The organism is Bacteroides hominis, assembly GCF_033042785.2.
In the GTDB taxonomy this organism is placed as follows: domain Bacteria; phylum Bacteroidota; class Bacteroidia; order Bacteroidales; family Bacteroidaceae; genus Bacteroides; species Bacteroides hominis.
The window spans coordinates 132,139-159,105 of the sequence record NZ_CP178829.1; the positions used below are offsets into that span (position 1 = coordinate 132,139).

Below are 26,967 nucleotides of genomic sequence, written 5' to 3' on the forward strand. Positions count from 1 at the left end.
GATTTATACCATTCTGATCGTATCTACTACTCTCTTGATATCTTCATCCGTCAATGTCGGTCCCGAAGGCAGACAAAGGCCGATATCAAATAAGTGTTCACTCGTACCGTTTCCATAGAATGGAGCATCTACAAATACAGGCTGAAGATGCATAGGCTTCCATAACGGACGAGTCTCTATATTCTCAGCATCCAATTTCAAACGAATGTCTTCACGAGTCTTACCGGCAACACTCGGATCAACCAGGATACAAGTTAACCAGAAATTTGAATCAAACCTCCCATCAGGGTTTTGAAGAACCGTTATACCGGGAACGTCCTTAAGCAGCTCCGTATAAAGAGTATGTATAGCCCGTCTTCGGGCAACATGTTCATCGAGGACAAACATCTGCCCACGACCGATACCCGCACAAATATTACTCATCCGATAGTTGTAACCGATGTGGGTATGCTGATAATGTGGAGCGACATCACGAGCCTGCGTAGCGTAGAACTTTGTTTGCCGGGCCTCTTCCTCCGTGCGACAAATCAGAGCACCTCCACCGGAAGTGGTAATCATCTTATTCCCATTGAAAGAAAGCGCTGCCAGTTCGCCAAAAGTGCCACACTTCTGTCCGTTCAATTCCGAACCCAACGCCTCGGCAGCATCTTCCAGAACCGGAATCCCATAACGACCGGCAATCTCCATGATCTCGTCCATCTTAGCAGGCATGCCATAAAGGTGAACCGGAATAATCGCTTTCGGAAGCTTACCCGTCTTGCGCAAACGGTCCTTTATAGCCTCCTCGAGCAATACCGGATCCATATTCCAGGTATCCTTCTCACTGTCCACAAAAACAGGTTTGGCCTCCAGATAAGAAATCGGATTGGCAGAGGCGGCAAAAGTAAAGCTTTGGCAAATCACTTCATCACCGGGTTTTACATCCAGAAGAATCAAGCCCAAGTGAAGTGCAGCCGTTCCAGCACTCAAGGCCACCACATGGCGGTCTTCATGCAAGTATTCGGCCAAAGATTGCTCAAAAGCATCCACGTTAGGCCCCAAAGGGACAACCCAGTTCGTATCAAAGGCCTCTTTTATAAAGTCTTGCTCACGGCCACCCATGTGAGCAAGCGAAAGCCAGATTCGCTTATTCATAACTATTTATAATGATTAGATTTTCTAATATAGTAAGGGAGAAAAAGAAAGACAAAAAAGCTCCTTATCCAAACAAGTATTTTTTTCATCAGATATATTTGAGTAAATCCACTATATTATTTAAAATATGTGTTGGAAGCATTTCTTTAGACTGAGAAAAATTTTGTTTATGAATGTTACTTCCATTATCTAATAAACAAAAACTTTCCCATTTTAATTTATTGGGAGCCTTAAAGTCTTTATCTGTATTGTCACCAACATAATAATAAGAAGAAGAATCTGAAAAATACTTCTCTTGAAAATACAAATACCCCTTCAAAGAGGGTTTCTCAAATCCTATATTTTCTGAAATAATCCAATTCTCCATAGGAATATATTCATCTAATCCTAATGACTTCATTTTTTGACTCTGAGTAATTGCACGCCCATCAGTCAATACTCCTAAACACACTTCCTTTTGCACCAAAGCTTCTAGCACTTTGCGAGTATCTATACTCAATGCTATCTTAGGAATATGAAGCCGATAAATAGATAAAAAATCATTTAAAGATATATCAATACCATAACTTTTATTCAACTCATTAAATGCATTTAAACCTTGACTATACGATTCCCAAAGTAAGCTATACACATTACTTAGTGCATATTTACTCTCCAAGACTATAGATAATTCATGATATGCGGATCTAAGAAAATCAATTTCTTTATATAAAGTATCATCCAAATCAAAAACGACGACCTTATTCATACACTATTACTTCAGAATCATAACGTAACATCAACGTATTACTAAGCCAATCAGCTGTATATTTCAACATTTGTGCTTCAAAATACTCTTTCACTATATTTTTAGGAAAATCAGCCTTTGCATAATAAGACAATGGATATCCTCCTCCAAAACGTGGATTTATCTCAATTCCTACCACATCCTTATCACATTCACGATAAAATAACTGTATGCATATACATCCAATTACACCAGGCAGATATTTCATTTTATCATATAGGAGCTCAACTAGATAATTCTTTCGAGTATACCCTTTATTTATTTCTCCAGCTCTCACCTCTACACGTTCACGAGGGACTATGGATTTCACATAATTGTCTTTACCATAATACATATCAACTGTAAACTCTTTGTATTCATCTTTATCAATGTATTCCATAAACATTAATTTTGGATGATTTAAAATTTCTGCGGTCAGTTCTTCTTTATGCCTGATAACAAATATATCTTTAGACAAAGATCCATCGTAAGGTTTAGCAAACAATGGGAAAGTGGGATCTAACTTGTTTATAGGGTGAGGAGTCCTAATACCTATAGATTGTAAAAAATCATTCGTCTTCCTTTTATCTCTGCACATCTGTATAAAAGAAGAATCAGAAACTAAAATTTCAATTCCACGTTTGCTAAAATAATCTTTCTTATCCGCCAACAACTGCAATTCTGTATCTATTGTAGGAATAATAATATATATTCCATTCTTTAAACATAAATCCAACAATATATCCGTATAACTTCTATCAGTTACACGAGGTACTAAAAAACATCCATCAGAGACTATACCTGCCGGAGCCAATTGAGGATTCATATCCGTAGTGTATATTTTTGTATTTAAGCCACTATTTTTTATCGTTTGCTGGAACAGATGTATTAACGTAACTCTTTTCCCAGCCGAAGTAATTAATATATTCCGCATAATTTAATTGTTTCCCGTAAAATATTCCATAGTTGCACTTGTATTAGAATTAATCCCCTCACGCACAAAAACTTTTTTAATAGTCAAAAAAAAGATCTTCAGATCCAGAAAAAATGAACAATGATCTACATACCAGACATCCAATTCAAACTTCTTTGTCCATGAAATAGCATTTCGTCCATTCACCTGGGCCCAACCGGTTATTCCAGGACGGACTTCATGCCGACGAGCCTGTTCTTTATTGTATAAAGGAAGATATTGAGGTAACAACGGACGGGGACCAATAAAGGACATATCGCCTTTCAAAACATTGATTAATTGTGGAAGCTCGTCAATCGAAGTAGAACGAACAAACTTACCAATCTTAGTTAATCGTCTATCATCCGGAAGTAAGTTTCCTTCTGCATCACGTTCATCTGTCATCGTTTTAAATTTGATGACTTTAAAAATTTTACCATGCCGTCCGGGCCTCTCCTGAAGAAAAAAAGCACTGGCACCTTTATTGGCAAAATGGAGCCAAAGAAAAATAAAAAGTAAAATAGGCCAAATAAAAAGTATGACAACCAACGATATTGATAAATCAAAAAATCTTTTCAGAAGCGAACAATATATGCAGTTCATTTTTCAAGTGATTGATATTCCGCCAACAAGGCTTCCCAAACTTTGTGTTGTTCAAAACGGTCTACAATTATTGGACGTGCTTTCTTTGCCATAGCTCGTACATCTGTATCACGATGTTCCACAAAAAACTTCATAGCGCCATAAAGCGCTTCCTCATCTTGCGGAGGGATAATAACTCCATTAACACCGTCTTCTATTATTTCGTTACACCCGTTAATATCCGTAACAATAGAAGGAAGTCCCAGGGCTCCTGCTTGTAAAACAACATTTGGAAAACCCTCGCGATAACTAGGAAAAGCCAATGCATCGGAAGCCGCTAAATAAGGACGTATATCTTGCTGAAAACCAAGAAAAGAAATTGAAGAGTGATTCAAAATAGTATGTTCTATTTCAGAAGAGACAGGATCTAAATCCGCTTCAAAAGAACCAACCAACAACAATCGAACTTCAGGATATACTTTTGTCAATCGGACAAAGGCTAAGACAAGCTCATTAATTCCCTTATCCTTAACAATACGTCCCACAAAACAGAACGTAAATTTGCCTTTTTTCCTTATCTCGGAAGCAAGTAACTCTACATGTTGAGTTCGATTAAAGTGCTGAACATCTATGCCACTAATATTTCCATGCAATATAACCTTCAATGGTTTATTTGTTATTTTTTCCCGAATCAATGTCCTTTTCACCCCTTCACCTTCCGGAATTACTTTAGTTGCACACCAACAGGTTATTTTTTCCATAATAACTAATAAACGACGTAAATTTCCTGTTGCCGTTTCAAAACGTAGGCCGGTAACAGTGTAAACTCGATGAGGAACCCTCGTTATCCATGCGGCAATCATAGATAACAAACTGGCTTTGGGAGTATTGGCATGAACGATATACGGTTTCTCCTTAAGGAATAGAAAAACTATAACAATTAGTGATTGAAAATCAGACATAAGACTAATTTGACGACACATAGGAACATCAATTGTACGAATCCCCTCTCTCAAAGATACCTCTTGTAACTCATCACCCATTCCAGAAGCAATACCCGTAACATTATAATATTGATTTAGAAATGAAAGTTGTCCACCTAATAATGTTTTAAGACTAAGAGAAACGGTTGTTATACGAAAAAAGACAGGCTTCATAATCTTAATGACAAGTTAATACTTTTATTAAATAATCAATAGCATTTTCAATCTTTACATCTTGTTTTATACCTGAATATTTTCCATTTAAAAAACCTTCCATTACTTTTACTATTTCTGATTGATTATACGGATCAAATACAACAGGGTTAGTTATAGCATTGTAAGTATAATCCATATCAGAAGACAAAACCACTAACCCATTATGAATGCCTTCTATTAGTGGAAGCCCCAAAGACTCCATTGTAGAAGGAAAAATTAATGCTTTCGATAAAGAATACATTTTTCTTATTTCTTCCGATGTCAAAATTCCCATATTAACAATAGTATTTGGATAAATAACATTAATACTATTTATTATATCAACCAGTTGCTTATTGTTTTGTGGGATTGTTAAGACAATAGAAAAAGCTCTCTTTGTTCGCAATTCTCTAATAGCATTCAATAATACTAAATGATTCTTATGATAACTATCTAACGCTGGATATATGAAATCATATTTTTTTTCATTAACACCATTAGAAAGAACTGGAGTCAATTCAAAAAAAGGACATAGGACGGCCTGTATACGATAAGTATCCCACAGTCTATTTTTTATCAAACTTGTTTGACAAAAAAAAGTTGCTTTATATTTCCCTATACATATCCAATAATAATAAATAAAACTCTTTAGATTTTCTCTAAAACTTTTATCTTTTAAATTCCACCTAAACTTTTGTGAATAATATTCACTATGAAAGTAAACGATAGAATTCTGGGAAATGACAAATGGGGGTAATGAACAAAAAAATAGAGCATTCCTTCTTTTTTTCATATAACGACAAATAGTTCTAAAAGTTGTTGTTTTAACAACTATCACATTTCTCAAATTTAAAGAAGACATCTCCTTAAAAATATGTTCATATTTTAAGTAGACAACAGCCTTTATTCCCATCCCATCTAATGTTTTTATCAAATACATCAACAAGACCAAACTTCCTCCCCAATTCACATGGGACGCTTCTATTGTAATCATCCTACTTCAACAGGTAATTCTTTATTAAAAATACTTTTATATGGTACAAACAAATTTTCATATGGATTCTTGGAGACTAATCTTACACATAAAAAACTCACAAGAAGGACAAAGAAAATTAAACGTGTTTTCAAGTTTTGAGATAATCGAAAAGCATAGCAAAATAGAAATATTTGAAAAACATCAAAGCAATTTGCCAATCTAGATAATGTAATATTAAAAGCTCCAGCTAATATATACACAACAATTCCCAACAAATATATATTAAATAAGCCACGACATACAGCGTCTTGTTTTCTATATGAAAAAATGAAAGAAAAAATCAAAAGAAAAGAAAAAAAACGACTTAAAACACCTCTTAAATATAGAGAAGATGCACTCATACCCACTATATCTATATTTGTTCCCTCTTCGATATAACCATTAAATTTTGCCATAAGAACCCCTCCTAACAAAGTGTATCTCTCCATAAATATCGATAAGAAATACCCCAACATAAAGGCTATGAATAAACAAATTAATAATTTCCTCGTAGAAATCTCTAATTTATAAATATAATATGACAATATAAATAATATACTGCTAACATGCAACATTGTAGCCCCTAAAACACATAAAATAAATTTTAATAATTTTCGCTCTTTAATATAAAGAAAAGAATAGGTTGTAATAGCTATTGCTACTGTTTGACGCACAAAAAAAAGGCCTGCATAAGAACCTACAATGAACAAAACTAAAAGTGAAAATAAAGGAAATATACTAACTTTCAAAATAACTTTCGTCATTAATGTATAATATAAATAAGATTGAATTAATAACAAAAGTGTAAAATTTCCATTAATAGTTCTAACTAATTTATTTAATAAAGTAAATCCATATTCAAAAGAATTATGTCCAAAACGCTCTGGTTCAACAAAAAAAAGATAATATGTTTGCCAATCAGTACCCCGTTCCCATCTAATTGCAGCAAAAAGAAATAGGATACACATTATAAGAATAAAAAGTAGTTTTATTTTAGATTTATCCCTCCCAAAAGAAGTAAATATTTCTAAAAAAGAAAAGAAAGATAATATAAAGAAAAGAATATGTAAATACATAACTATCCAATAATAAATCTAACTTCCTCTTTTACACTTTCAATTGAAAATAAACTTTGTGCCGCAATAAGTTTACGTTTTAACAAACAATATTCTTTTGCATCAACTTGCATATTTTCTAGAAAAGAGCATAATTCTCCTATTGAGGAGTGCAAATATCCAATATTTCCTGTAAGATTGAACACATATTTAAAATAATCATTACAAAGAGCTATTATAGGTTTTCCAGAAGCTATTGATTCAAAAAGAGCTCCACTAGCAATTAGTTTATAACTATCTACAGGATATAAAAACAGAGTATAATGTAGAGAAGCTATCCACCTTTTATACTCTTCTCTAGGTAATTCACCATTAGAATCACGATCGACAACCTCAATTCCCAGTGAGCGTATAAGAGCAACATCACCAACTAATTTTCCAATATGGATAACTTTTATATTATTTTCCCTATTTTTCAACGTCTGAGCTAGTTGTAACAATGAACTATATCCTTTTGCCACATTAGTTTGACCTATAATGCCTATACGTATTTCTGTAGTAGATAGAGGAGTAAATTTCACTTCGTCATCATCAAACTTATAAGGATGATTTATTGCCCCAAATCTATTATAATTATAGTTAGGAAGCAACTGTTTCAAATGCAACATAATAGAATCACCAAGTACAATAAAAGAGAGTTTTTCATCAACCTTTTTCTTCAAAAAGAACAATTCTAATATTTTTCCTTGTATTCCAGCCAAAATCCCGATACTTTTATTGGGTAACAAAAGTTCTAATTCCCCATGACAACAAACAAATATATTAGACTTTACAAATGGCATTATAACATACAATAAAGGTAATAAAAAGGGATTATTATTATTCAAAGCAATATATTTCTCTTTTCTATTTAACAATATAACCTTCACAGTCACTAAAGCAGCCCAAATATATCTTCCCAATAGCGTCCAGCGTCCTCTACCTGAAAATGACTTCAATAAGTCAAAAGAAACATTATCTAATATAGGTCTAATTTTCAAGATATTCTCAATATTCCTATTTTGCCCATAGTATTTTACTTTCAAGAAAAGATGAGAATAAATACATAACATTTCAGCATTAAACATTTCATGGAAACTATCAAAAGAAAAAGAATCAATAACTACTATTTGGTCATATTTTTTTTTCATTTCTAAAAACAATTAATTATACTTTTTTTTCCATCGATAATATTGAATATTATTCAATAAATATTTAGGAATAATCTTTTTTATCTGGCTTCTAAGTAAATAAACTAATCCTGAATAATAATAATTAAGCAATCTGGCATTTACTCCATGAAGACGATTCAATTCCCTCTTTTGCTTCAAAAAAGAACTTAATGTTGCCGAAGAAGAAATCCCAGAACAATCATATGATGAAATTATATCTGGTACTTCCACAAAATCAATCTTCTCCTTATACATTTTAAAAAAGAAAGCATAATCCGCTATTATACGATAACTAAGATCGAATTTATATAATTTCATCAAATCCAAATCAACAAATGTTGATTGATGTGAAAATATCATCTTATGAGTAATATCTGGTAATGGATAAGGTTTTTCAATCACAGTTCTAAATGCATATCTCTTTTCGACGGCTCCATAAATTATTTGCGCAAAATAATTCTTCCCATTAGAAAAAATTGCATCTAAAACATTATTAGAATAGTAATAATCTCCTGAATTCATAAAACTAACCCATTTCCCTGTGGCAATATCAAGCCCCTTATTCATAGCATCATAAATACCATTATCAGGTTCACTAATCCAATAAGTAACCTTGTTTGCATACTTTTCAATTATGTCAACCGTAGAATCAGTACTTCCTCCATCGATAATTATATATTCTACCGCTGGATAAGTCTGATTAATGACACTAAGAATAGTCCTCTCAATTATAGCTTCCGCATTATAAGAGATAGTAATAACTGTAACTAGCGGTCGTTCTCCCTCAGTCTTTTCCATTCTTCTTTTTCTATCTTATCAAGAAAAGATTGTAAATTAAAAAATTCTTGTTCCAGCAAATTATGATACTTGAAACCATAATCCCACCATTTAACATTTAAAAACCGCTCAATAGTTTCTTCGTCAAATCTGTATCTAACAACCTTAATAGGGCAACCAACTGCGACTGCATAAGGTGGAATATTCTTTGATACAACAGAACCTGCTCCGATTACAGCTCCATCACCTATTACAACTCCATCAAGTACAGTAACATTAGCACCAATAAAGACATCATTTCCAATCTTTATCAATCTTCTTTCCTCTATTTTGTCCTTATCACAAATAGTATAACCATTTTGAGCTTTTGTTGAATAAAACATTGGAGAAGTTGACACACCATGAATTGGATGTATTCCCCAACCGCACATAAAATTTGGACCAATAGAGCAATACTTACCAATCATAGTATATGAAATATGAGCATTTAATGCCACATAAGTAAAATCATCTATGACTGAATTATCTATATGAAATGAACCTAAAAGTTTAGCATGAGAACTTATCTTAGAATTTGTAAGAATATTAAAATACTCCAACACGGAGAAATCAAATTTTATTATACAGAAAACAAAGTGTATTATTTTTTTTAATTTAGTTAGTATCATTATAACTTCCTCGCTGAAAAGCATCTATAAAAGAATTGTACGTCATATTAATTATCTCACATCCGTTTTTTTCAGCATAATTTCTAAGTACATAATAAGCTTCAAACATAATCGCCAAATCACGCAACACCTCACACATTGTATATGCTTCACCACTGGATTTCAACCACGGATTGGCTGAAACATGCAAATCATAAAAATGATAATCTGCCAAACAAACTTGATTTTTTTCGTTTACAATAATGTCTTTAGTCCAAGAATGATCAACGCCGTACAATTCAATTTTTGTATAACCAAGATTAATTCCATTAAAAATACATGGTATTAATACATTTTGTATTTTAGGCATAGACAATCCTTTATGGAATAAGAAATATCGTACTCTATGCCACCCTTCATATGAATTTGAGTGATATGGAATTATAGTAACAAATGGATTATTTATCTTAGCTTTTGCCTGATTTATAACAATAAAAGGAACATATAAATTCATCTCCCAATTAACACCCATAATTAAGTCTATAGTTTCACGCTCAGTTTCTCTCATCAATTCATCATAAAAATACATCGGATCTGCAAGAACGTAAGTAGCTGGTTTTAAATTATAAAAAAAGGAAGATTTACAAAAATCATTAACGACACATATATCCGCCTCTTTCATATCCAATTCCCCTTTAGACAACTCTTCAGCTAATGAAGGACCATTTGCTAAAATAATCAATCTATGACAACGAATCTTTCTTACACAATAATTCTTAAAATTAGCTTGTTTACATTGTATAAATATCCAAAATAACGATCTTATAAAACACCTACAATGATAGTTTATCACATCCAATATCTTTTTCATCAGATTTTATATAATTTCATTTTATATACCCAAACAAACATTGCTGTCAACAGCATTAATGAAGTTACAACTTTTACCAACAAAAGTGAATCAACCAAAACAAAGGCAACAATTGTAAATATGACAGAAGTAATTAGAATTTTAAATATAGGGAATAACACAAGAGTTTTCATTCGAAAAAAATCAAAAAAGAACCCAGCATATCCCATATAAATCATAGACACATAATAAACAACGACTGCCCCCCAAACACCTAATAGAGGTATAAAAATAATATAACCAAACAACGACATTATTCCAGCAACAAAAGTTATTTTCAGTAAACTTTTCGTGTTTTCATAATAGAAAAAAACATTGGAAGAAGCTACATACATTGGTTTAGCATTTTGAGCCATAATCAAAATAATGGCATAAGGATAGGTCTTTCTCAATACATCGTTACTTATTAAAAGATAAAATATCTCTTTAAGCCAAAGTGAAACTAAAAATGTGACTAATAAAGTAATAGTCATATATATATATATTAATCTATGAATTCCTTCATGATTATTATTTCTAATTTCATCCAATGTCATAGGATTAATAGCTTGATTAACAGCCCCTGTAAATGAGTCTATCAAGTTAGAAAATTGCTGTGCAATATTAAATTCTCCAATAATAGCAATCGGCATATGAAATCGATCCATTACTAAACGATTTGAAGTATTCAACATATATGCTGAATATGTATGTGGAATAATAGGCAATGATATACGTAAACTACGGCTTATCGTTTTTAATTTAAATTTATAAATTGGAGAGAATCCTAATTGTATACACACAACACGTATATAAGAAATATTCACCAAAACCGTTCCAATACATGTTGCCCAAAAAAATCCTAAATACCCCATTCTCAAAAACACCACCAAAAAATAATTAACTATAATAGTAACAGTTCCCGAAAATACTGTTCTTATAGCAATAGGTAGAGGATTCTGCTTTAATTGAAAGTAAGTATTACCTAGCAAAGCTGTCCCAGAAAACAATAACGTAAAACTAGAAAGTAAAATAATGGAATATTTATTATCAGCAGCTTCTTCAGGCAAAATAAAATATAATATAACTGCTTGAATTATTCCAAATAACAATATCCAGATTTGAAGAAACCCATACAGCTCCCTCCATATCCATTTATATTGGCATTTTGAATGATAAAAAGAATTAAATAACACTTGGGTTAATCCTAATGTAGTAAATGCAGACAACGCAGACGTATAGGCCGTTACAGTCCCTATTATTCCATAATCATCTTCTGTCAGATACTTCGTCAACACAGGTAATAAAAAAACAGCGAGTATTCTTGGAAGATATGGAGCTAATCCAAAAACAGCACTATTTAACAACAAACGTTTTAACATTTACAAGTATAATAATATATCTATATAAGATATCATTTTGTTTGAATAGCACAATAACAATTCCTTAAAGCTAAGTGTCTATGAATACTAAATCCATTTTTATTCATCCCATCAATATCATGATATCTACCAACATATATTCTATCACCATTATGATCAACATCACTACACCAAATAAAATCATATCGCCATAACAGTTCATTAAATATAATATAATAAGCAAAAAAGGTATATGTACATAATATCGCCGAAGGAAAAACTACACTGTGTTTTAAAAGTAAATCTGGTTGTATTGCACGAGAATCCTCCAAAACCTTTCTTTTTAACAAATACCACCTATTTTCCAATGTTTTATCAATAAAAGACTCTTTCAAATACCAATCTTGATTATAAAAACAAGGTTCAAAAGCAACTGGATCCATCCCCAAAATGTCACGAAAAGTTCTTATTGATAACGAAAAACCATTGACTTCAGATAATCCTAATATCAAAATATATTCATGAGAATATTTCTCCAATTCTGCAATAGAATAATTTATTTCAGGAATAGGAATGCTTGAGATATCTCCTAAATTCAGTTTTGAAAACAAAAAGTTCAATTCATTAGGTCCGATAAAATTTTTACCAAATATATTTTTGGCTTGTTCTATTGTAACTCTTTCCATTTTTGATATTCTATTGCATTTTTATAAGATGCCAAATCACCTTGAATCATATATTTATCAATACGTTCAAATTCACTTATCAAACAAGTAAGCCTATTTCCCCACCTATTTTCTGAAAACCAACTCAAATCTCTAACCGGTGAATTATAAATTATAATCTCACTACCTGCTTCAAACATAGATTTCAAAAAGGTCAAATAAGCTCGATATTGATGGTAGTGAGAACCTACTAGAATTATTCGTTTCCAGTTTTTTTTCATACAGAGTTGCATTATCTCATCTGCCTGTTGTTTAGTATTTAATGAAGCTGATTCATGGTATAAATCTGACTCCAAGACTCCCTGTTCTAATATTAAAGGTTTAATTTTTTCATACGGATAGCTACCATAATCATAGTTCGTTATTCCTCCACTAAATACAATCATAGGAGCAAAACCAACTTTATACAATTGTGTTGCATGGTGATAACGGTTAAAGCCATCGCCTTCTAATAAAATAATTGCATCAGAAGGCTGTATTGAATCACCATCAACCAAAGCCATAAAAATTTCCCGCTCAGTCATTTTCAGAAATTTTCCCAGAATAAAGGCTGTCCCTTTTCAATATCCTCGTTACAAGTTTTACCAATAATGACAGACTTAAATTTAGGAGGAATACCTAAAGCAGGACGAAGTACATCAATATCGTCTGCTGTTATTATTTGTCCCTTTTGCAGAGTATTCTTTGCATACAGACAACGTCGTTGCACAAAAACCGTTTCGGCCTCCTCCGCAACAACCTCTTTACGAGTACTCCCCATTGCACGTTCAACCTCACGAACAGAATCAACCATATATTTAAACTCGTTTGGTTCCATCGAGTGTGGATGATCAGGTCCCTTGTCTGTCTTACATAAAGTAAAGTGTTTCTCTATCACCCTACCACCTATTACAGTAGAAGCCAATGCCACAACATGCCCTGGAGCATGATCCGAATAACCAGTTAATACTTCATAAGCCGATTGATAAGTTTTCAAAACATTTACATTAGCACTATCTATTTTTGAAGGATAATTGGTTATACATTGCATCAATACAAGATTTTTATTCCCTGCTGCCTCAATAGTACGTACGGCTTCATCTATTTCAGACATTGTTGCATCTCCGGTTGCCAACATCACGGGTATCCCTTTACGAGCGATATAATCAATCATTTCTAACCAAGTTATATCACCAGAACCTATTTTTATAAAAGGCACATCCAAATCAACGCATAAATCAACAGCTTCTTTAAAGTAGGGAGATGTAGAAAAGTCAATACCTATTTTATGACAATACTCAGCTATTTCCCTGTGCCAGGATACAGGAAATTCTGCATCTTTAAAAACCTCACTTACAGTTCTGCCCCAAGAGCCATGTACACCCTTCAACTGCATCCGTGAGAAGCCTCCTTCTGAAACTATTTTAGAAGTAGAGAAAGTCTGAAATTTAGCACAATCGGCACCCGCACTTTTTGCTGCATCTATTAAACGTTTTGCCTTTTCAAGATTTCCATCAAAATTTGCACCGATTTCTGCAATAAAATAAGTAGGATGATTTTCACCTATCCACTTTTGTCCAATCTTTATCTCTTTGTTAAAAAAGCCCATAATCAAATCTGTTTAAATTCTTTAATCGTTTTCTTTAATATAGCTGCCTGCTCTTTGGCCTCGTCCAAATTCCAGTAATTAGTTTTCAACTGGATCATTCTTGGTTGAAGATACTCAGAAACAGGACAAAGTAGAGAGTCATATTTTTGCCAAATCCCATCCATGCCCTGGACTATATTTTGGAATAACGGTTCGTTATAAGAAAGTTTCCATGCTGCATAATAACCATCGCCACCATTCTTCTGAAACAAATCGCGAAATATATACCAATCTTTTTCCGGATGATCCGTGTTTAAAACAAGACTATATGACCAATATGAATTTGAAACATCTTCCGGCTCGTGCTGCCTTCTCAACAAATCAGTTCCTTCAATTGCTTCATCAAAAATTTTAGCAACCTCAATACGATTTCCAACTAACTCATCAATACGCTCCAACTGAGCAAGTGCAACAGCAGCTTGCAATTCAGACATACGATAGTTAAAACCAATAGCAACATGACGACTATAAGTGGGATCTTGAATATCATTACGAGTAATCTTTCCTTGCTTTGCACTTACTCCTGCATAGCCTAAACAACTAAAACGACGAGCATTATCCGCATATTTCTCTTCCTTACATATTAACATTCCTCCCTCACCTGTAGTCAAATGTTTACTTGCCTGAAAACTAAAACTTGCGAAATCACCAAACTCGCCAACCAGTTTTCCCTTATATTTGCCCATAAAACATTCAGCATTATCTTCTATCAGAAAAAGATTATGCTTTTGACAAAGTTCCAATATGGAATCATAGTCAGGAGAAAGGCCATATAAAGAAACCGTTATGACAGCTTTAGTTTTAGGAGTTATCACTTTAGCAATACTCTCAGCCGTCAGCACAAAAGTATCAGGATCAACATCTGCAAAAACCGGTATAGAACCATTATGTAATACTGCTAACGATGTACTGGTCATTGTCAAAGCCGGGACAATCACTTCATCACCAGGCTTAACTCCCAAAGATGCCAAAGCAGTATGCATAGTTTCAGTGCCATTACAATGCCCGATAGCGTAATTCGAATGAAATTGTTTAGCAAATGCAGCCTCTAACCTGTTATTAAAAACAGAATTTAACGAAGTAGCAAAAGCATTGTCAAGGACCTGATTTACATAGTCCCTTTCTAACTGGGTTATACGTTCCATAATCATTTTAATTTATACATTTCACTTCTAGTAACACCTAAATTCATTCTAGAAATCTCTGGAAATCGTTCTAATAAATCAAGAATATCATCCATATAAAAAATAGAAGAATCATCTTTGTAAAGTAAAGAATAAATTTGTCGCGTCATCAGAAAATCCTCTTCCGTATCAAGGGTCCACCGTAATCCGGATAAGTTTTTATGATTACTAATATTCAAAATCTTAAAGAGAGAAGGATTGTGATAAAAGTATTGTGTAACATGCTCACGTTCAAAATTACTTTCTGAGTTTTGTTCTGCAATACTCAAAGCTCTTTTTGTGAAAACCTCAACATCTAGCCCCTCTGGGAAACTCGGAGGAAAATTATTGCAAACAAAATCTGCCCCCTCCTTTAAGAGTTTTTGAACTGCTTTATCAATAATAGATGGTTCTTTAAAGGGATCATCTGCGGTTATACGAATTACAATATCTGCATTAACTTCCTCAGAGGCTCTATAATATCTATTTAAAACATCGTTCTCACTACCTCTAAATACAGTTATATTATTCTTTATTCCCCAATCATACAATTTTTGATCGCCAGAATTAATTGTTGTAGCCAAAACGATTTCATCCACTGTACTCGCAAACCTCAGTCTATTAACGACATGCCATATCAAAGGATGTCCACAAAGATCTGCGAAAACTTTATTGGGAAATCGGGTAGACCCACATCGGGCCTGAATAATAGCGGCTATTTTCATTTCACCACAAAATTAGGATCTATATATTTCTTTATATTTTCACGCATAGATTCAACTGTCTCCCAATCTGTATTTTTATCCGAGCTATAATGGAAATCTTGTGGAACATATATCGCATTATGATATTTTACAAAATCTTCATTAGTATACCTATCAGAGACAGAAGGGAGTATAGCATAATAAGGACCTAGATCAATCGTGTTAAGAGCATCCGTAGGAGTAATCATTTCTTCATGAAGTTTCTCTCCAGGACGTATACCAATCTCTTTTAAAGGTAATTCAGGTGCAATTGCTCTTGCTACATCTGCTATATGATAAGAAGGTATTTTAGGTATAAAAATTTCACCTCCTAAATGATGCCCTATAGCGTACATGACTAAATCCACGCCTGCTTGAAGAGAAATATTGAAACGAGTCATACGCATATCAGTTATGGGTAGCTCTTTAGCTCCAGAATCCCTTTTGTTTATGAAAAAAGGAATCACAGAACCACGAGACCCCATCACATTTCCATAGCGAACTACTGAAAACTTTAGCTCTCTTGCGCCTTTTATATTATTGGCGGCAACAAACAACTTATCAGAAGTTAGTTTAGTTGCACCATACAAATTTATTGGAGCACAAGCTTTGTCCGTAGAAAGAGCAACAACATGTTTCACTCCTGTTTGCAATGCTGCATTAATTACATTCTGAGCACCATGAACATTAGTTTTTATACATTCTTCCGGATTATATTCAGCTGTATCCACTTGCTTTATTGCCGCAGCATGGATAATTACATCAATACCTTCACAAGCACGCTTTAGGCGTTCACCATCACGGACATCTCCTATAAAAAAACGAAGTTGGGGATATATTGACTCAGGATATTTCTGTTTCAACTCAAATTGTTTAAGTTCATCACGAGAATAAATCACTATTTTTTTCACTTGAGGATAATCTCGAAGAATAGTTTCCACAAACTTCTTACCAAAAGAACCTGTTCCACCGGTAATTAAGACAGATTTATTATTTAACATATTGTATAAAAAGATGAATTTACTTTATTCAAAAACAAATGAATAAAGTAATTAATTATTTATTTTCTATTTTTTCTATTAAATCCTGCCTGTTTCAAACAGTACACCAACGACTGGCACTTCAGAACGGAAGTCTCCAAAGAAGATAATATTTTTCTAGGTCTGTATGCGCACGTGAATAGTCTCCATTGGGAGCATGGACAAAATGATCGCCTTCAATCTTCATCTGCCAGTTCTCACCCGCATCTGAAATATAATTCAGGATGGAGTCTGTATGGCATTTATCCTTAGCACCATTTTCATAATGATAGAACTTGCCATTTTTATACTCTGCCGTCCAACGGCCTTTAGTATTCCAAGTCAAATAATCAAGATACGGAGAAGCCGTTTTCGTCTCTTGTGGATTCTCAAGAGAAGTAAATACAAACCATTGTTTACCCATGATGTTAAATTTTAATGGTTAAGTAACAAAGTTTATTATATAGACAAATCATTACCGGCGAGGCCTCAGCCAATAAGTGACTTCACTATTAAACGAGATAAATACTTCACAAGTGATATTATTCCATATCCATATTCGGATACGGATTTTCCTCCAAACTCTTTAAATGCTCTACAATCTCAAACTCTTCCCTCGTCAATTCCCGATCCTTCCAACCGTCTATTATTACGTGTGCCTCCGCCGCCAACTCTTCGTCAAAGACCTCGGCGTAACAGGCTACCAACAAACGGCATTTCAAAAGCGAGGCGGGAAGTGTATCCAAGATATCCCAACTACGATTGAGAACCGACTGGATTTTATCTTCCTTATCACCGTGATTATAAATGGTAGCATTATAGCCGGTCAACAAAGCGATACAAAGAGAAGCTTCCTCTTCGAGGGTACGTCCATGTGAACCGAAAAGATGCTCACAACGATGATACACATCCGTATTCAATTGGCGGAAACGGTCGGAGTAGATGGGTTCGCCATCCAAACCTAAATAGAGAAGTTCGTGCGAAACGGCGCACAAAGAATCGATTTCTGATTGCAAAGACAACATGGTGATTTATTTACGTATTGGAATATGTACCACAGAGGGCACAGAGTTCACTGAGTTTTTAATTCTTTATTAGCTCGATTAAAGAGGGATGAATGAAAGCAGTGGCAACTGCCATAACCCCCTGGATGGAAACCACCACACGACGGTCACCTTTAATACGGACAAACTCACCCTCGACACCCTCAAAGATGCCACCGGTGACACGGACACGGTCTCCCTTCTTCATGGAAACGGTGGAAGGATCCAGATAAACAACCTGTTCATCGTAATTACCGGCAACAGCAATAAAACTACGCATCTGAACTTCAGGAATGGTAATGGGCTGACGGGTCTCACGGTCCATGATATAACGAATGGGAAGAGAAGCGCCGACAGTGGATTTCATTTCGTCAACTTCACTGCGGGTGGCATAAACAAAAACCAGGTTGTGAACAACAGGAACCAGTTTGCGGATCTTACGCTCACCACGGAATACGTATTCGTAGCGCATGGGAAGGAAATTCTTCACTCCACGGGAGTCCAGGTATTCCTTAAAGGCAAGCTCACGGCTATAGGTGATACGAAGGGCGTACCAGGATTTATCAATGCTGTTGTTCACGAAAGGATATGATTGGGGGACACCGGGGTAGTGAAATACCTTCCGGTCAAGTTTGCTAATTCTGTTATTTGCCTTGTAGCGTATATCATTTCATCAGGTACTCCCCTATCGCAGGAGAGACGGTTTGAAAAGGGATTCAGAGCAAAAAAGGCCATCTTCATAAAGAAGCAGGGAATTTTTGATCTTAGATTTTGTAAACAAGCGTATTATGAAGCAGAAATGTTTCAATAGACGTTCGTTTAAAAACACATGATTTTTGTATATAAATCAGAAGAGGGCAGAAAACAAAATCAGACAGATAATAAGCCGTTTTTTATTAATTCATAAACACCTATTGTTTAGCATATTAAGACAACAATTAAAAGAGCAAAATCATTTTTTTTATTAAACATTTTGTAGTTCTAAAAATACCCTCTATCTTTGCGTTCAATTAAACGAACGTTTATTGAAACACTTATCTTTTTAGCCAATACGACATTGTATATCAAATAATTAAATTATAGAAGAGTATTCATTTCCCCTTTAATTTCACATTTACTTGTTCACTGACAGATTCCTTTCTACCTTTGCAACATATTAACTTCATTTAAATATTAACTAAATAAATCATCCAATGAAGAAAGAAAAGGTATTATCTCAAGTCATGAACAAAAGTGTAAAAAAACGCCAATAAGAAGACACAATCAACTATAACAGAAACAGTTATAGAAACAAGAGGAAGAAAAAAGGGAGTACCGATACAAGGGATTATCTCCAACAATGAAGGGATCATAAAAGCGTTGATAAGATCCTATATCATAGATGCAAAGCTACAAAACATCAATACATGTCAGGCTTCACTAACACGCTACATTTATGAAAAAGAGCTCTTCGGAAAGCTCAGAGGTGGAGTATTCAAACCACTGGATTATAGCACAATCAAGACTTATATAAATAACCTGTGGAAAGAGGTAGAAAAGGAAAATACGAAACCGAAGATCAACCGCCGAAATACATACAATGAATTTTATTGAACCGGAGTACGTCCGGACCGACTTATCTTTGAGGCAACAATCTATTTATTAACCTTTTAAATCATAGGAATATGAAAAAGAGAAAAAGACACGCCTCACAAAGCGAATCACTGAGACTGAAATGGAAAAGACGCATCATCTTCGAAAAAGGATACACAGAGTCCTGTGCAGAATGGATGGCGGAACGATTGGAAGCGTTATTAGATCATATGCTATACGGGCATGCGACGTTGGCTTACCGAAAACAGAACGGAGATTTCAAGCTGGTGAAAGCGACACTAATCTACTATGAAGCGGAATTCCACAAGAAGTATGATCCCACAAAAATAGAAGGCGCCGTAGTCTACTGGAATGTGGACGAACAGCGATGGACAACATTCCAGGTGGAGAACTTCATGGAGTGGAGACCGATCGTATAGGGTGGACACCACAGATTACACGGATTTTCACAGATGAATTATTTATATTTTGAGGAATCAAATGAAAACATCTTTGGGAATCCGGGGTAATTTGTGATAAAAGTATTACAGATAAAAAAACAACTAATCTATAAAAACAATATGGCAATAGCATACGACGGGATCAACTATTTCCCGGTAGGCGTAAACTTCATGGAAGAGAACGCAATGGAAGTGATAGAAGCAAAATATGGAATAAAAGGCCCGGCAATCGTACTGAAACTGCTGTGCAAAATATACAAGGAGGGATACTTCATCCGTTGGGATGAAGAACAGTGTCTGATCTTTGCCAACAAGGCGGGAAGAGAGGTGCAAGCCAAGGAGGTACAGGGGATCATTGAAATCCTGTTCATCAAAGGAATATTGGATAGAAACAGTTATCTGGAAAACGGAATACTGACTTCGGCAAACATACAGAAGGTATGGATGGAGGCGACAAAGCGAAGAAAAAGGGATCTGAAAGCATTGTCCTATCTGCTGGTGAAAAACTTGACTCTGCAGGAAGATGAAGCGCCGGAAGGTGAAAATGTAACCGTTAATCCGGGAAATGTAGTACATGATGTAGCCGTTAACGCAAAAAATGCATGCAATTCCGGACAAAGTAAAGTAAAAGAAAATAAAGAAGAGGAAAATAAAGAATTTCCCCCCTCAGCTCCCCCCAAGGGGAAGGAGGAAGAAAGGAAGGAGGATTCTGCTTCTCTCCCGATACCGGGATACGCTTTCAATACGATGACGCACAATTATCCGGGACTGACGGACACGCTGAAAAGATTGGGAATAAACGAGGTGAGCGAAGTAAACGCCATTCTCAGGCTGTCGGACTATGGAAGAAAGGGAACAACGGTGTGGCGGCTGATTGCCAACACTTGCTGGAGTGACATTGGGACGAAAGGAAGGTATCTGATTGCGGCACTGAATAAGGCAAAAAGGAAATAAACGGATAGTGCAAGATCTCTGTTTATAGTTGATAAAAAAGCAAGTATATCAGTTATAGCCCGCAAAGACCTTCAGTAAGGCTAAGAAGTGAAGATCGAACTTAACAAACTGAAAAACAAGATATTCAAAGTACAAAATATCTGTCAGTAAAAGCTTTGTTTTAACACAGAGTTAAAGTTCGTTTTTCGTCTGCAAATAACAAATTCTTTAAATGCAAAAGACTTGTTATTTGCAGACAAGAACAAAACCATCGGAAAATGGCATTAACAATGTTAACGGGCAAAAGGCATAAGATATCCTCTCCCACTGTACATAGTTATATTGCTATTTACCTCTTCCAGCAGATGCAATCCGCCAGATGATCATTAATAAATCCGGAGGCCTGCAAGTGGGCGTAACAAATCGTAGTTCCGAAGAATTTAAATCCCCGTTTTTTCATATCCTTGCTCATGGCATCAGATTCGGGAGATGATACCGGAATCTCACTTAATGACTGAAAACTGTTGACTATTGGTTTTCTGTCGGGAAAGAATGACAGTGTATAGTTATAAAAACTACCGAACTCCTTTTGTACGGCGAGAAATGACCTTGCATTTGTGATTGTCGATTTGATTTTCAGACGGTTTTTCACAATGCCATCAAAGTGCATCAACCGTTCAACATCTTCATCGGTCATTTGTGCCACCGACTCAGCATCGAAATTGCAAAAGGCTTTGCGATACCCCTCACGTTTCTTAAGGATGGTTATCCAACTCAAGCCAGCCTGAGCACTCTCCAATACAAGAAACTCAAACAGCGTCTTGTCATCGGTCACCAATTTCCCCCACTCTTGATCATGGTACTTCACATACAGTTCGTCACTCCCGCACCAACCGCAACGTCCGTTTATTATATCTTGCATAATCATAACACTTAATAGTACGATACAAACTTACAGAAATCTCTGGAATAAACGAACCATATTTGTGATATTTACAAATTGAAAAATGGCTGACAGCTCAAAAGAGGCATCACTTGTCAGACAAGCAGGTGCAAATGGCACGGGGATTCGGACTCAACCGAATAAACTTTTAACGGAGCATTTGAGATATAGAGGTAACGATTTAGCAGCCATGCAATTTTCAGCGATTCACGGTGCTATACTGTCAAATAACTCTTTGCATTTACAAAGGTATAACAATTATTCGGAAAATAATGCCTACTATCGAAAAAACGGCATCCTATCTTTGTAAATAGTCCATTAAAAAGGATGCAGTCTCACAAATTATAGCGACCTTTGTGATTGAAACTCAATGCATCAATTACAATGGCAAAAATTACCGTTCAAAATACAGATATTAGCGTTGTCAAGTACAATGAAGAAGACTACATCAGCCTTACAGACATGGCAAGAAGCCAACTGCAAGAGCATATTATCTTCCGTTGGCTTAGCCTTAAAAGCACTATCGAGTATCTTGGCGAATGGGAAATGTTGTATAATCCCGATTTTAATTGTACCGAATTCGGTACAATTAAAAATGCGGCAGGAAGCAATAATTTTGTACTTTCGGTGAAAACGTGGATAGAACGGACTAGTGCAATCGGGATTCATTCTAAGGCTGGTCGCTACGGCGGTACATATGCACATCGGGATATAGCATATCATTTTGGTATGTGGATTTCTCCTAAATTCCAATTACTTCTTGTTAAGGAGTATCAGCGGCTAAAGACAGAAGAACAAAGGCTGCTCGGTTGGTCAGCGAAACGTGAATTGTCGAAAATCAACTACCGCATACATACTGATGCCATAAAGCAAAACCTTATTCCAATGGAAGTCACACCGATACAAGCAAGCATTATTTATGCCAATGAAGCCGACGTGCTGAACGTGGCAATGTTTGGTATGACAGCAAAACAATGGAGAGAAGCGAATCCCGAGCTGAAAGGAAATATCCGTGATTATGCTACTATCAATGAACTTATCTGTTTGTCGAATATGGAGAATCTAAATGCTGTGTTTATCGAACAGAATATGACACAAAGGGAACGTCTTGTTAAGCTAAACCAAATAGCTATCCATCAAATGAGCATATTGGAAAATGGTAATAATCGGAATCGTAAGCTGTTGAAATAAAGAATTATGAAAGACAATCGGACAACTGCTCCAACGCATTGTTGCCCCAGCCGATTTGTATTTGGCTTTCGGACAATTCCTGCATCACTTCTCTTTTCCAAGGCGTATGAATGCCCGGACATCTCGCCCATATCGGTATAAAAGCCTCGAAGTCCCGGTAATATCTTTCTAAAATGTGCGCAAATAGTATTTTGTATCTCAGACAATGGCAATTATTTTTTTCAGTATATACCCCTCACTTCCGGTTTTTTTCGTACTTTTACAGCTTGTTGGAAAGTTATGCACTTCCGGCATCTGAGAACAGATAAAAAGAAAAAACAATATATAAAATGAATCACAAATGGAATTATCGACCCATTACACAAGAACAGGCAGAGACAAGCCGGGCACTGGCTCAGGAACTGGGTATTAGCCCGGTCCTGGGACAACTTTTGGTGCAAAGGGGAATTACAAAGGCACAGGATGCCAAGAAATTCTTCCGTCCACAATTGCCCGATTTGCATGATCCATTCCTGATGAAGGATATGGACATAGCAGTGGAACGCCTGAACATGGCAATGGGAAAGAAAGAGCGCATTCTGATTTATGGAGATTACGATGTGGACGGTACCACCGCTGTGGCACTGGTCTACAAGTTCATTCAACAGTTCTACTCGAACCTTGACTATTACATCCCCGACCGTTACAACGAAGGATACGGAATTTCCAAAAAAGGAGTTGACTATGCCGCAGAGACAGGAGTGGGACTTATCATTGTGCTGGACTGCGGAATTAAAGCAGTGGAGGAGATTACGTATGCCAAAGAGAAGGGAATTGACTTCATCATCTGCGACCATCATGTACCGGACGATGTATTGCCGCCGGCCGTTGCCATTCTGAATGCCAAACGACTGGATAATACATACCCATACACCCATCTTTCGGGATGTGGCGTGGGGTTCAAATTCATGCAGGCTTTTGCCATCAGTAACGGCATCGAGTTTCATCATCTGATTCCGTTGCTCGACCTGACCGCTGTAAGCATTGCATCGGATATTGTACCGATCATGGGCGAAAACCGTATCTTAGCCTATCATGGACTGAAACAGCTGAACAGCAATCCGAGCGTAGGGCTGAAAGCGATTATCGATGTATGCGGATTATCGGAGAAAGAAATTACGGTGAGCGACATTGTATTCAAAATAGGTCCGCGTATCAACGCTTCCGGACGTATACAGAACGGGAAAGAGGCTGTAGACCTGTTGATTGAAAAGGATTTCTCGGCAGCACTTGAGAAAGCCGGACAAATCAACCAATACAATGAAACCCGGAAGGATCTGGATAAAAGCATGACGGAAGAGGCCAATAAGATTGTAGCCGAGCTGGAAGGATTAGTGGATCGCCGTTCGATAGTGCTTTACAATGAAGACTGGCATAAAGGAGTGATCGGAATCGTAGCCTCACGGTTGACAGAAATTTACTATCGTCCGGCAGTGGTATTGACGCGGACAGATGACATGGCGACAGGTTCGGCACGTTCGGTATCCGGCTTCGATGTTTACAAAGCTATTGAGCATTGCCGCGACTTGCTCGAAAACTTCGGAGGGCATACCTATGCTGCCGGACTCTCGATGAAAGTGGAAAACGTACAGGCATTCACCGAACGATTCGAAAGTTTCGTGTCGGAACACATACTGCCTGAACAGACCAGTGCAGTGATCGACATCGATGCCGAAATAGACTTTAAAGACATCACTCCGAAGTTCTTCAATGAATTGAAACGATTCAACCCGTTCGGTCCCGACAACCAGAAACCGGTGTTCTGCACACACCACGTGTACGATTATGGAACAAGCAAAGTGGTCGGACGCGATCAGGAACATATCAAGCTGGAACTGGTAGATAACAAATCGAACAACGTGATGAACGGAATCGCTTTCGGACAAAGTTCGCACGTAAGATACATCAAAACCAAACGCTCATTTGATATCTGCTACACCATTGAGGAGAACACCCACAAACGAGGGGAAGTACAGTTGCAGATTGAAGATATCATGCCGATAGAGTGACTTACCAAGAGATTTTAAAACAATACTGGGGTTATGATTCCTTCCGCGATTTGCAGGAGGACATCATAACCAGCATTGGCAATGGCAAAGACACACTGGGACTGATGCCCACCGGAGGCGGAAAGTCAATCACCTTTCAGGTTCCTGCCCTTGCCAAAGAGGGATTGTGCATTGTCATCACTCCACTGATCGCCTTAATGAAAGATCAGGTGCAGAACCTGAAAAAACGCGGAATCAAAGCGGTAGCCATCTATTCCGGAATGACACGGCAAGAGATTGTAGTGGCATTAGAGAACTGTATCTTCGGAGACTATAAGTTTCTCTATATCTCTCCCGAACGACTGGATACGGAAATTTTCCGGGCCAAACTCCGGTCAATGAAAATCAGCATGATCACCGTGGACGAAAGCCATTGCATCTCGCAATGGGGATATGACTTTCGTCCGGCCTACCTGAAAATAGCAGATATCAGAGAACTGGTGCCGGATGCTCCGGTGCTGGCACTGACCGCTACCGCCACCCCCGAAGTGGTGAAAGACATACAGGAACGTCTCCACTTCCGCCGGGAAAATGTATTCCGTATGAGTTTCGAACGGAAAAACTTGGCATACATTGTCCGCTCCACCGATAATAAAAACGGAGAATTGCTTCACATCCTGAACCGGATACAGGGCAGTGCAATCGTATACGTACGCAGTCGGCGGAAAACCAAAGAGACCACCGAGCTACTGGTAAATGAAGGAATCACTGCCGACTTTTATCATGCAGGATTAGACAATGCAACCAAAGATCTCCGCCAGAAACGATGGCAAAACGGTGAGAGCCGGGTGATAGTAGCCACCAATGCGTTTGGTATGGGTATTGACAAACCGGATGTACGCATCGTGATCCATCTGGACCTCCCCGACTCCCCCGAAGCTTATTTCCAGGAAGCCGGACGGGCAGGGCGTGACGGTCAGAAAGCATACGCAGTCATACTCTACGCAAAATCGGATAAAACGACACTCAACAAACGTATTGCGGATACCTTTCCGGATAAGGATTATATAAAAGATGTGTACGAACATCTGCAATACCACTATCAAATGGCGATGGGCGACGGACTGGGATGTATGTATGACTTCAGTCTGGAAGAGTTTTGCCGCAAATTCAAATACTTCCCCGTACCTGCCGACAGTGCTCTGAAGATACTCACACAGGCCGGATACCTGGAATATACCGACGAACAGGACAATGCTTCACGAATCATCTTCACGATCCGCCGGGATGAGTTGTATAAACTCCGCGAGATGGGTGAGCCTGCGGAGAAACTGATACAAATGATTCTGCGATCTTACACGGGTGTCTTTACAGACTATGCCTACATCAGCGAACAAACGTTGTCGGTACGCACAGGACTGACCCGGCAGCAGATTTACGACTTGCTGGTGATGCTGAGCAAGCGCCGTATCGTCGACTACATTCCGCATAAAAAGACACCTTACATTATATATACGCGCGAACGGGTAGATTTGCATTATCTGCAGATTCCCCGGGCGGTATACGAAGAAAGGAAAGAGCGCTACGAGAAACGTATTCATGCCATGGTGGAGTATGTTACTTCAGAGAATGTCTGCCGCAGCCGGATGTTGCTCCGCTACTTCGGAGAGAAGAACGAACACAACTGCGGACAATGTGATGTCTGCCTCAGCCACCGCACACAACCGGACGTGCCACAAAGCAGCTTCGACGAACTAAAGGAACAAATAACGACCCTGCTGAAAGAACACCCGATGACTCCGGCAGAGATAGCTTCGCACATAAATACAGATAAAGAACAGTTGGGCGAAGTGGTACGGTTTATGCTGGACGAGGGCTTGCTAAGTTCAGAGAACGGGTTGCTCACCGAAAAAACTTCCTGAAAAGCAGTAAGGGTATGTGATGAAATTACTA

The 26,967-nt window shown here is 36.7% G+C and carries 29 protein-coding genes; 7 read left to right on the forward strand and 22 right to left on the reverse strand.

Annotated elements, in window-relative coordinates; all coding sequences use genetic code 11:
• Positions 1–3 precede the first annotated feature (3 nt).
• The 21 genes from R3O62_RS00610 to updY all read right to left on the reverse strand — a co-directional run bounded on the left by R3O62_RS00610 (position 4) and on the right by updY (position 18,467).
• Positions 4–1,134: a DegT/DnrJ/EryC1/StrS family aminotransferase gene (locus R3O62_RS00610; RefSeq protein ID WP_186993733.1), complete on the reverse strand. Its 1,131-nt coding sequence runs from the start codon at positions 1,132–1,134 to the stop codon at positions 4–6.
• Between the two features lie 88 nt (positions 1,135–1,222).
• Positions 1,223–1,882: an HAD family hydrolase gene (locus R3O62_RS00615; protein WP_186993734.1), complete on the reverse strand. Its 660-nt coding sequence runs from the start codon at positions 1,880–1,882 to the stop codon at positions 1,223–1,225.
• Positions 1,875–2,834, reverse strand: coding sequence for an ATP-grasp domain-containing protein (locus R3O62_RS00620; protein WP_186993735.1), 960 nt, complete (start codon positions 2,832–2,834; stop codon positions 1,875–1,877). The genes R3O62_RS00615 and R3O62_RS00620 overlap by 8 nt, the downstream gene beginning before the upstream one ends.
• A 3-nt stretch (positions 2,835–2,837) precedes the next feature.
• Positions 2,838–3,446, reverse strand: coding sequence for a sugar transferase (locus R3O62_RS00625; RefSeq protein ID WP_186993762.1), 609 nt, complete (start codon positions 3,444–3,446; stop codon positions 2,838–2,840).
• 5 nt (positions 3,447–3,451) lie between these two features.
• Positions 3,452–4,591, reverse strand: a complete 1,140-nt coding sequence (locus R3O62_RS00630; protein WP_186993736.1) for a glycosyltransferase family 4 protein — start codon at positions 4,589–4,591, stop codon at positions 3,452–3,454.
• Positions 4,592–4,595: 4 nt separating this feature from the next.
• On the reverse strand, positions 4,596–5,606 hold the full coding sequence (locus R3O62_RS00635) for a glycosyltransferase (protein ID WP_186993737.1): 1,011 nt from the start codon (positions 5,604–5,606) through the stop codon (positions 4,596–4,598).
• Positions 5,603–6,703 (reverse strand): EpsG family protein, encoded by a 1,101-nt coding sequence (locus R3O62_RS00640; protein ID WP_220577085.1) that lies wholly within the window; start codon positions 6,701–6,703, stop codon positions 5,603–5,605. Before R3O62_RS00640 ends, R3O62_RS00635 begins: the two co-directional genes overlap by 4 nt.
• Positions 6,704–6,705: 2 nt before the next feature.
• Complete coding sequence (locus R3O62_RS00645) at positions 6,706–7,872, reverse strand: hypothetical protein (RefSeq protein WP_317473077.1); 1,167 nt, start codon at positions 7,870–7,872, stop codon at positions 6,706–6,708.
• A gap of 12 nt (positions 7,873–7,884) precedes the next feature.
• Positions 7,885–8,691 carry a glycosyltransferase family 2 protein gene (locus R3O62_RS00650; RefSeq protein ID WP_186993740.1) on the reverse strand — a complete coding sequence of 269 codons (807 nt, stop codon included), beginning with the start codon at positions 8,689–8,691 and terminating at the stop codon, positions 7,885–7,887.
• Positions 8,661–9,338, reverse strand: a complete 678-nt coding sequence (locus R3O62_RS00655) for a CatB-related O-acetyltransferase (protein WP_186993741.1) — start codon at positions 9,336–9,338, stop codon at positions 8,661–8,663. Before R3O62_RS00655 ends, R3O62_RS00650 begins: the two co-directional genes overlap by 31 nt.
• Complete coding sequence (locus R3O62_RS00660) at positions 9,325–10,188, reverse strand: hypothetical protein (RefSeq protein WP_186993742.1); 864 nt, start codon at positions 10,186–10,188, stop codon at positions 9,325–9,327. The genes R3O62_RS00655 and R3O62_RS00660 overlap by 14 nt, the downstream gene beginning before the upstream one ends.
• On the reverse strand, positions 10,188–11,588 hold the full coding sequence (locus tag R3O62_RS00665; protein WP_186993743.1) for a lipopolysaccharide biosynthesis protein: 1,401 nt from the start codon (positions 11,586–11,588) through the stop codon (positions 10,188–10,190). Before R3O62_RS00665 ends, R3O62_RS00660 begins: the two co-directional genes overlap by 1 nt.
• 32 nt (positions 11,589–11,620) lie before the next feature.
• Positions 11,621–12,253: a hypothetical protein gene (locus R3O62_RS00670; protein ID WP_186993744.1), complete on the reverse strand. Its 633-nt coding sequence runs from the start codon at positions 12,251–12,253 to the stop codon at positions 11,621–11,623.
• On the reverse strand, positions 12,235–12,816 hold the full coding sequence (locus tag R3O62_RS00675; RefSeq protein ID WP_186993745.1) for a YdcF family protein: 582 nt from the start codon (positions 12,814–12,816) through the stop codon (positions 12,235–12,237). Before R3O62_RS00675 ends, R3O62_RS00670 begins: the two co-directional genes overlap by 19 nt.
• A 2-nt stretch (positions 12,817–12,818) precedes the next feature.
• Entirely contained in the window at positions 12,819–13,880 is a 1,062-nt protein-coding gene (locus R3O62_RS00680) for an N-acetylneuraminate synthase family protein (RefSeq protein WP_186993746.1), read from the reverse strand.
• 2 nt (positions 13,881–13,882) lie between these two features.
• Positions 13,883–15,064, reverse strand: a complete 1,182-nt coding sequence (locus tag R3O62_RS00685; RefSeq protein ID WP_186993747.1) for a DegT/DnrJ/EryC1/StrS family aminotransferase — start codon at positions 15,062–15,064, stop codon at positions 13,883–13,885.
• Positions 15,065–15,066: 2 nt separating this feature from the next.
• Positions 15,067–15,807, reverse strand: coding sequence for a cytidylyltransferase domain-containing protein (locus R3O62_RS00690; protein WP_186993748.1), 741 nt, complete (start codon positions 15,805–15,807; stop codon positions 15,067–15,069).
• Entirely contained in the window at positions 15,804–16,826 is a 1,023-nt protein-coding gene (gene pseB, locus R3O62_RS00695; RefSeq protein WP_186993749.1) for a UDP-N-acetylglucosamine 4,6-dehydratase (inverting), read from the reverse strand. The genes R3O62_RS00690 and pseB overlap by 4 nt, the downstream gene beginning before the upstream one ends.
• Before the next feature lie 121 nt (positions 16,827–16,947).
• Positions 16,948–17,268: a DUF4751 family protein gene (locus R3O62_RS00700; RefSeq protein WP_186993750.1), complete on the reverse strand. Its 321-nt coding sequence runs from the start codon at positions 17,266–17,268 to the stop codon at positions 16,948–16,950.
• A gap of 118 nt (positions 17,269–17,386) precedes the next feature.
• Positions 17,387–17,869 (reverse strand): UpxZ family transcription anti-terminator antagonist, encoded by a 483-nt coding sequence (locus tag R3O62_RS00705; RefSeq protein WP_317473075.1) that lies wholly within the window; start codon positions 17,867–17,869, stop codon positions 17,387–17,389.
• A 58-nt stretch (positions 17,870–17,927) separates the two neighbouring features.
• Entirely contained in the window at positions 17,928–18,467 is a 540-nt protein-coding gene (gene updY, locus R3O62_RS00710) for a capsular polysaccharide transcription antiterminator UpdY (protein ID WP_005781567.1), read from the reverse strand.
• A gap of 779 nt (positions 18,468–19,246) precedes the next feature.
• Between updY and R3O62_RS00715 the strand changes: the two genes are divergently transcribed.
• The 3 genes from R3O62_RS00715 (at position 19,247) to R3O62_RS00725 (ending at position 20,874) form a co-directional block, all read left to right on the forward strand.
• Complete coding sequence (locus R3O62_RS00715; RefSeq protein WP_032531393.1) at positions 19,247–19,480, forward strand: hypothetical protein; 234 nt, start codon at positions 19,247–19,249, stop codon at positions 19,478–19,480.
• A 71-nt stretch (positions 19,481–19,551) separates the two neighbouring features.
• A complete protein-coding gene (locus R3O62_RS00720) occupies positions 19,552–19,899 on the forward strand; it encodes an SH3 beta-barrel fold-containing protein (protein ID WP_186993752.1) in 348 nt (115 codons plus the stop codon).
• 141 nt (positions 19,900–20,040) lie between these two features.
• Positions 20,041–20,874 carry a DUF4373 domain-containing protein gene (locus tag R3O62_RS00725; RefSeq protein WP_186993753.1) on the forward strand — a complete coding sequence of 278 codons (834 nt, stop codon included), beginning with the start codon at positions 20,041–20,043 and terminating at the stop codon, positions 20,872–20,874.
• A gap of 328 nt (positions 20,875–21,202) precedes the next feature.
• Here the strand turns inward: R3O62_RS00725 and R3O62_RS00730 are convergent, their stop codons facing one another.
• Positions 21,203–21,775 carry a DNA-3-methyladenine glycosylase I gene (locus R3O62_RS00730; protein WP_220391273.1) on the reverse strand — a complete coding sequence of 191 codons (573 nt, stop codon included), beginning with the start codon at positions 21,773–21,775 and terminating at the stop codon, positions 21,203–21,205.
• 85 nt (positions 21,776–21,860) lie between these two features.
• Between R3O62_RS00730 and R3O62_RS00735 the strand changes: the two genes are divergently transcribed.
• The 4 genes from R3O62_RS00735 (at position 21,861) to R3O62_RS00750 (ending at position 26,936) form a co-directional block, all read left to right on the forward strand.
• Complete coding sequence (locus tag R3O62_RS00735; protein WP_137568974.1) at positions 21,861–22,106, forward strand: hypothetical protein; 246 nt, start codon at positions 21,861–21,863, stop codon at positions 22,104–22,106.
• A 74-nt stretch (positions 22,107–22,180) separates the two neighbouring features.
• Positions 22,181–22,987 (forward strand): KilA-N domain-containing protein, encoded by an 807-nt coding sequence (locus tag R3O62_RS00740; RefSeq protein ID WP_032531397.1) that lies wholly within the window; start codon positions 22,181–22,183, stop codon positions 22,985–22,987.
• 329 nt (positions 22,988–23,316) lie between these two features.
• Positions 23,317–25,035, forward strand: a complete 1,719-nt coding sequence (gene recJ / locus R3O62_RS00745; protein ID WP_005808615.1) for a single-stranded-DNA-specific exonuclease RecJ — start codon at positions 23,317–23,319, stop codon at positions 25,033–25,035.
• Positions 25,032–26,936, forward strand: coding sequence for a RecQ family ATP-dependent DNA helicase (locus R3O62_RS00750; protein ID WP_032541139.1), 1,905 nt, complete (start codon positions 25,032–25,034; stop codon positions 26,934–26,936). Before recJ ends, R3O62_RS00750 begins: the two co-directional genes overlap by 4 nt.
• The last annotated feature ends 31 nt before the right edge of the window (positions 26,937–26,967 follow it).

What these genes read in the sequence shown, in the direction of transcription:
- R3O62_RS00720 (WP_186993752.1), top strand. Translation starts at nt 19,552, where the DNA reads ATGAAAAAGAGAAAAAGACACGCCTCACAAAGCGAATCACTGAGACTG.
- R3O62_RS00700 (WP_186993750.1), bottom strand. Translation starts at nt 17,268, where the DNA reads ATGGGTAAACAATGGTTTGTATTTACTTCTCTTGAGAATCCACAAGAG.
- R3O62_RS00730 (WP_220391273.1), bottom strand. Translation starts at nt 21,775, where the DNA reads ATGCAAGATATAATAAACGGACGTTGCGGTTGGTGCGGGAGTGACGAA.
- R3O62_RS00660 (WP_186993742.1), bottom strand. Translation starts at nt 10,188, where the DNA reads ATGAAAAAGATATTGGATGTGATAAACTATCATTGTAGGTGTTTTATA.
- R3O62_RS00705 (WP_317473075.1), bottom strand. Translation starts at nt 17,869, where the DNA reads ATGTTGTCTTTGCAATCAGAAATCGATTCTTTGTGCGCCGTTTCGCAC.
- R3O62_RS00640 (WP_220577085.1), bottom strand. Translation starts at nt 6,703, where the DNA reads ATGTATTTACATATTCTTTTCTTTATATTATCTTTCTTTTCTTTTTTA.
- R3O62_RS00645 (WP_317473077.1), bottom strand. Translation starts at nt 7,872, where the DNA reads ATGAAAAAAAAATATGACCAAATAGTAGTTATTGATTCTTTTTCTTTT.
- pseB (WP_186993749.1), bottom strand. Translation starts at nt 16,826, where the DNA reads ATGTTAAATAATAAATCTGTCTTAATTACCGGTGGAACAGGTTCTTTT.
- R3O62_RS00670 (WP_186993744.1), bottom strand. Translation starts at nt 12,253, where the DNA reads ATGGAAAGAGTTACAATAGAACAAGCCAAAAATATATTTGGTAAAAAT.
- recJ (WP_005808615.1), top strand. Translation starts at nt 23,317, where the DNA reads ATGAATCACAAATGGAATTATCGACCCATTACACAAGAACAGGCAGAG.
- R3O62_RS00735 (WP_137568974.1), top strand. Translation starts at nt 21,861, where the DNA reads ATGGCTGACAGCTCAAAAGAGGCATCACTTGTCAGACAAGCAGGTGCA.
- R3O62_RS00665 (WP_186993743.1), bottom strand. Translation starts at nt 11,588, where the DNA reads ATGTTAAAACGTTTGTTGTTAAATAGTGCTGTTTTTGGATTAGCTCCA.
- R3O62_RS00635 (WP_186993737.1), bottom strand. Translation starts at nt 5,606, where the DNA reads ATGATTACAATAGAAGCGTCCCATGTGAATTGGGGAGGAAGTTTGGTC.
- R3O62_RS00615 (WP_186993734.1), bottom strand. Translation starts at nt 1,882, where the DNA reads ATGAATAAGGTCGTCGTTTTTGATTTGGATGATACTTTATATAAAGAA.
- R3O62_RS00725 (WP_186993753.1), top strand. Translation starts at nt 20,041, where the DNA reads ATGGCAATAGCATACGACGGGATCAACTATTTCCCGGTAGGCGTAAAC.
- R3O62_RS00680 (WP_186993746.1), bottom strand. Translation starts at nt 13,880, where the DNA reads ATGGGCTTTTTTAACAAAGAGATAAAGATTGGACAAAAGTGGATAGGT.
- R3O62_RS00610 (WP_186993733.1), bottom strand. Translation starts at nt 1,134, where the DNA reads ATGAATAAGCGAATCTGGCTTTCGCTTGCTCACATGGGTGGCCGTGAG.
- R3O62_RS00650 (WP_186993740.1), bottom strand. Translation starts at nt 8,691, where the DNA reads ATGGAAAAGACTGAGGGAGAACGACCGCTAGTTACAGTTATTACTATC.
- R3O62_RS00675 (WP_186993745.1), bottom strand. Translation starts at nt 12,816, where the DNA reads ATGACTGAGCGGGAAATTTTTATGGCTTTGGTTGATGGTGATTCAATA.
- R3O62_RS00655 (WP_186993741.1), bottom strand. Translation starts at nt 9,338, where the DNA reads ATGATACTAACTAAATTAAAAAAAATAATACACTTTGTTTTCTGTATA.
- R3O62_RS00740 (WP_032531397.1), top strand. Translation starts at nt 22,181, where the DNA reads ATGGCAAAAATTACCGTTCAAAATACAGATATTAGCGTTGTCAAGTAC.
- R3O62_RS00620 (WP_186993735.1), bottom strand. Translation starts at nt 2,834, where the DNA reads ATGCGGAATATATTAATTACTTCGGCTGGGAAAAGAGTTACGTTAATA.
- R3O62_RS00630 (WP_186993736.1), bottom strand. Translation starts at nt 4,591, where the DNA reads ATGAAGCCTGTCTTTTTTCGTATAACAACCGTTTCTCTTAGTCTTAAA.
- R3O62_RS00685 (WP_186993747.1), bottom strand. Translation starts at nt 15,064, where the DNA reads ATGGAACGTATAACCCAGTTAGAAAGGGACTATGTAAATCAGGTCCTT.
- R3O62_RS00690 (WP_186993748.1), bottom strand. Translation starts at nt 15,807, where the DNA reads ATGAAAATAGCCGCTATTATTCAGGCCCGATGTGGGTCTACCCGATTT.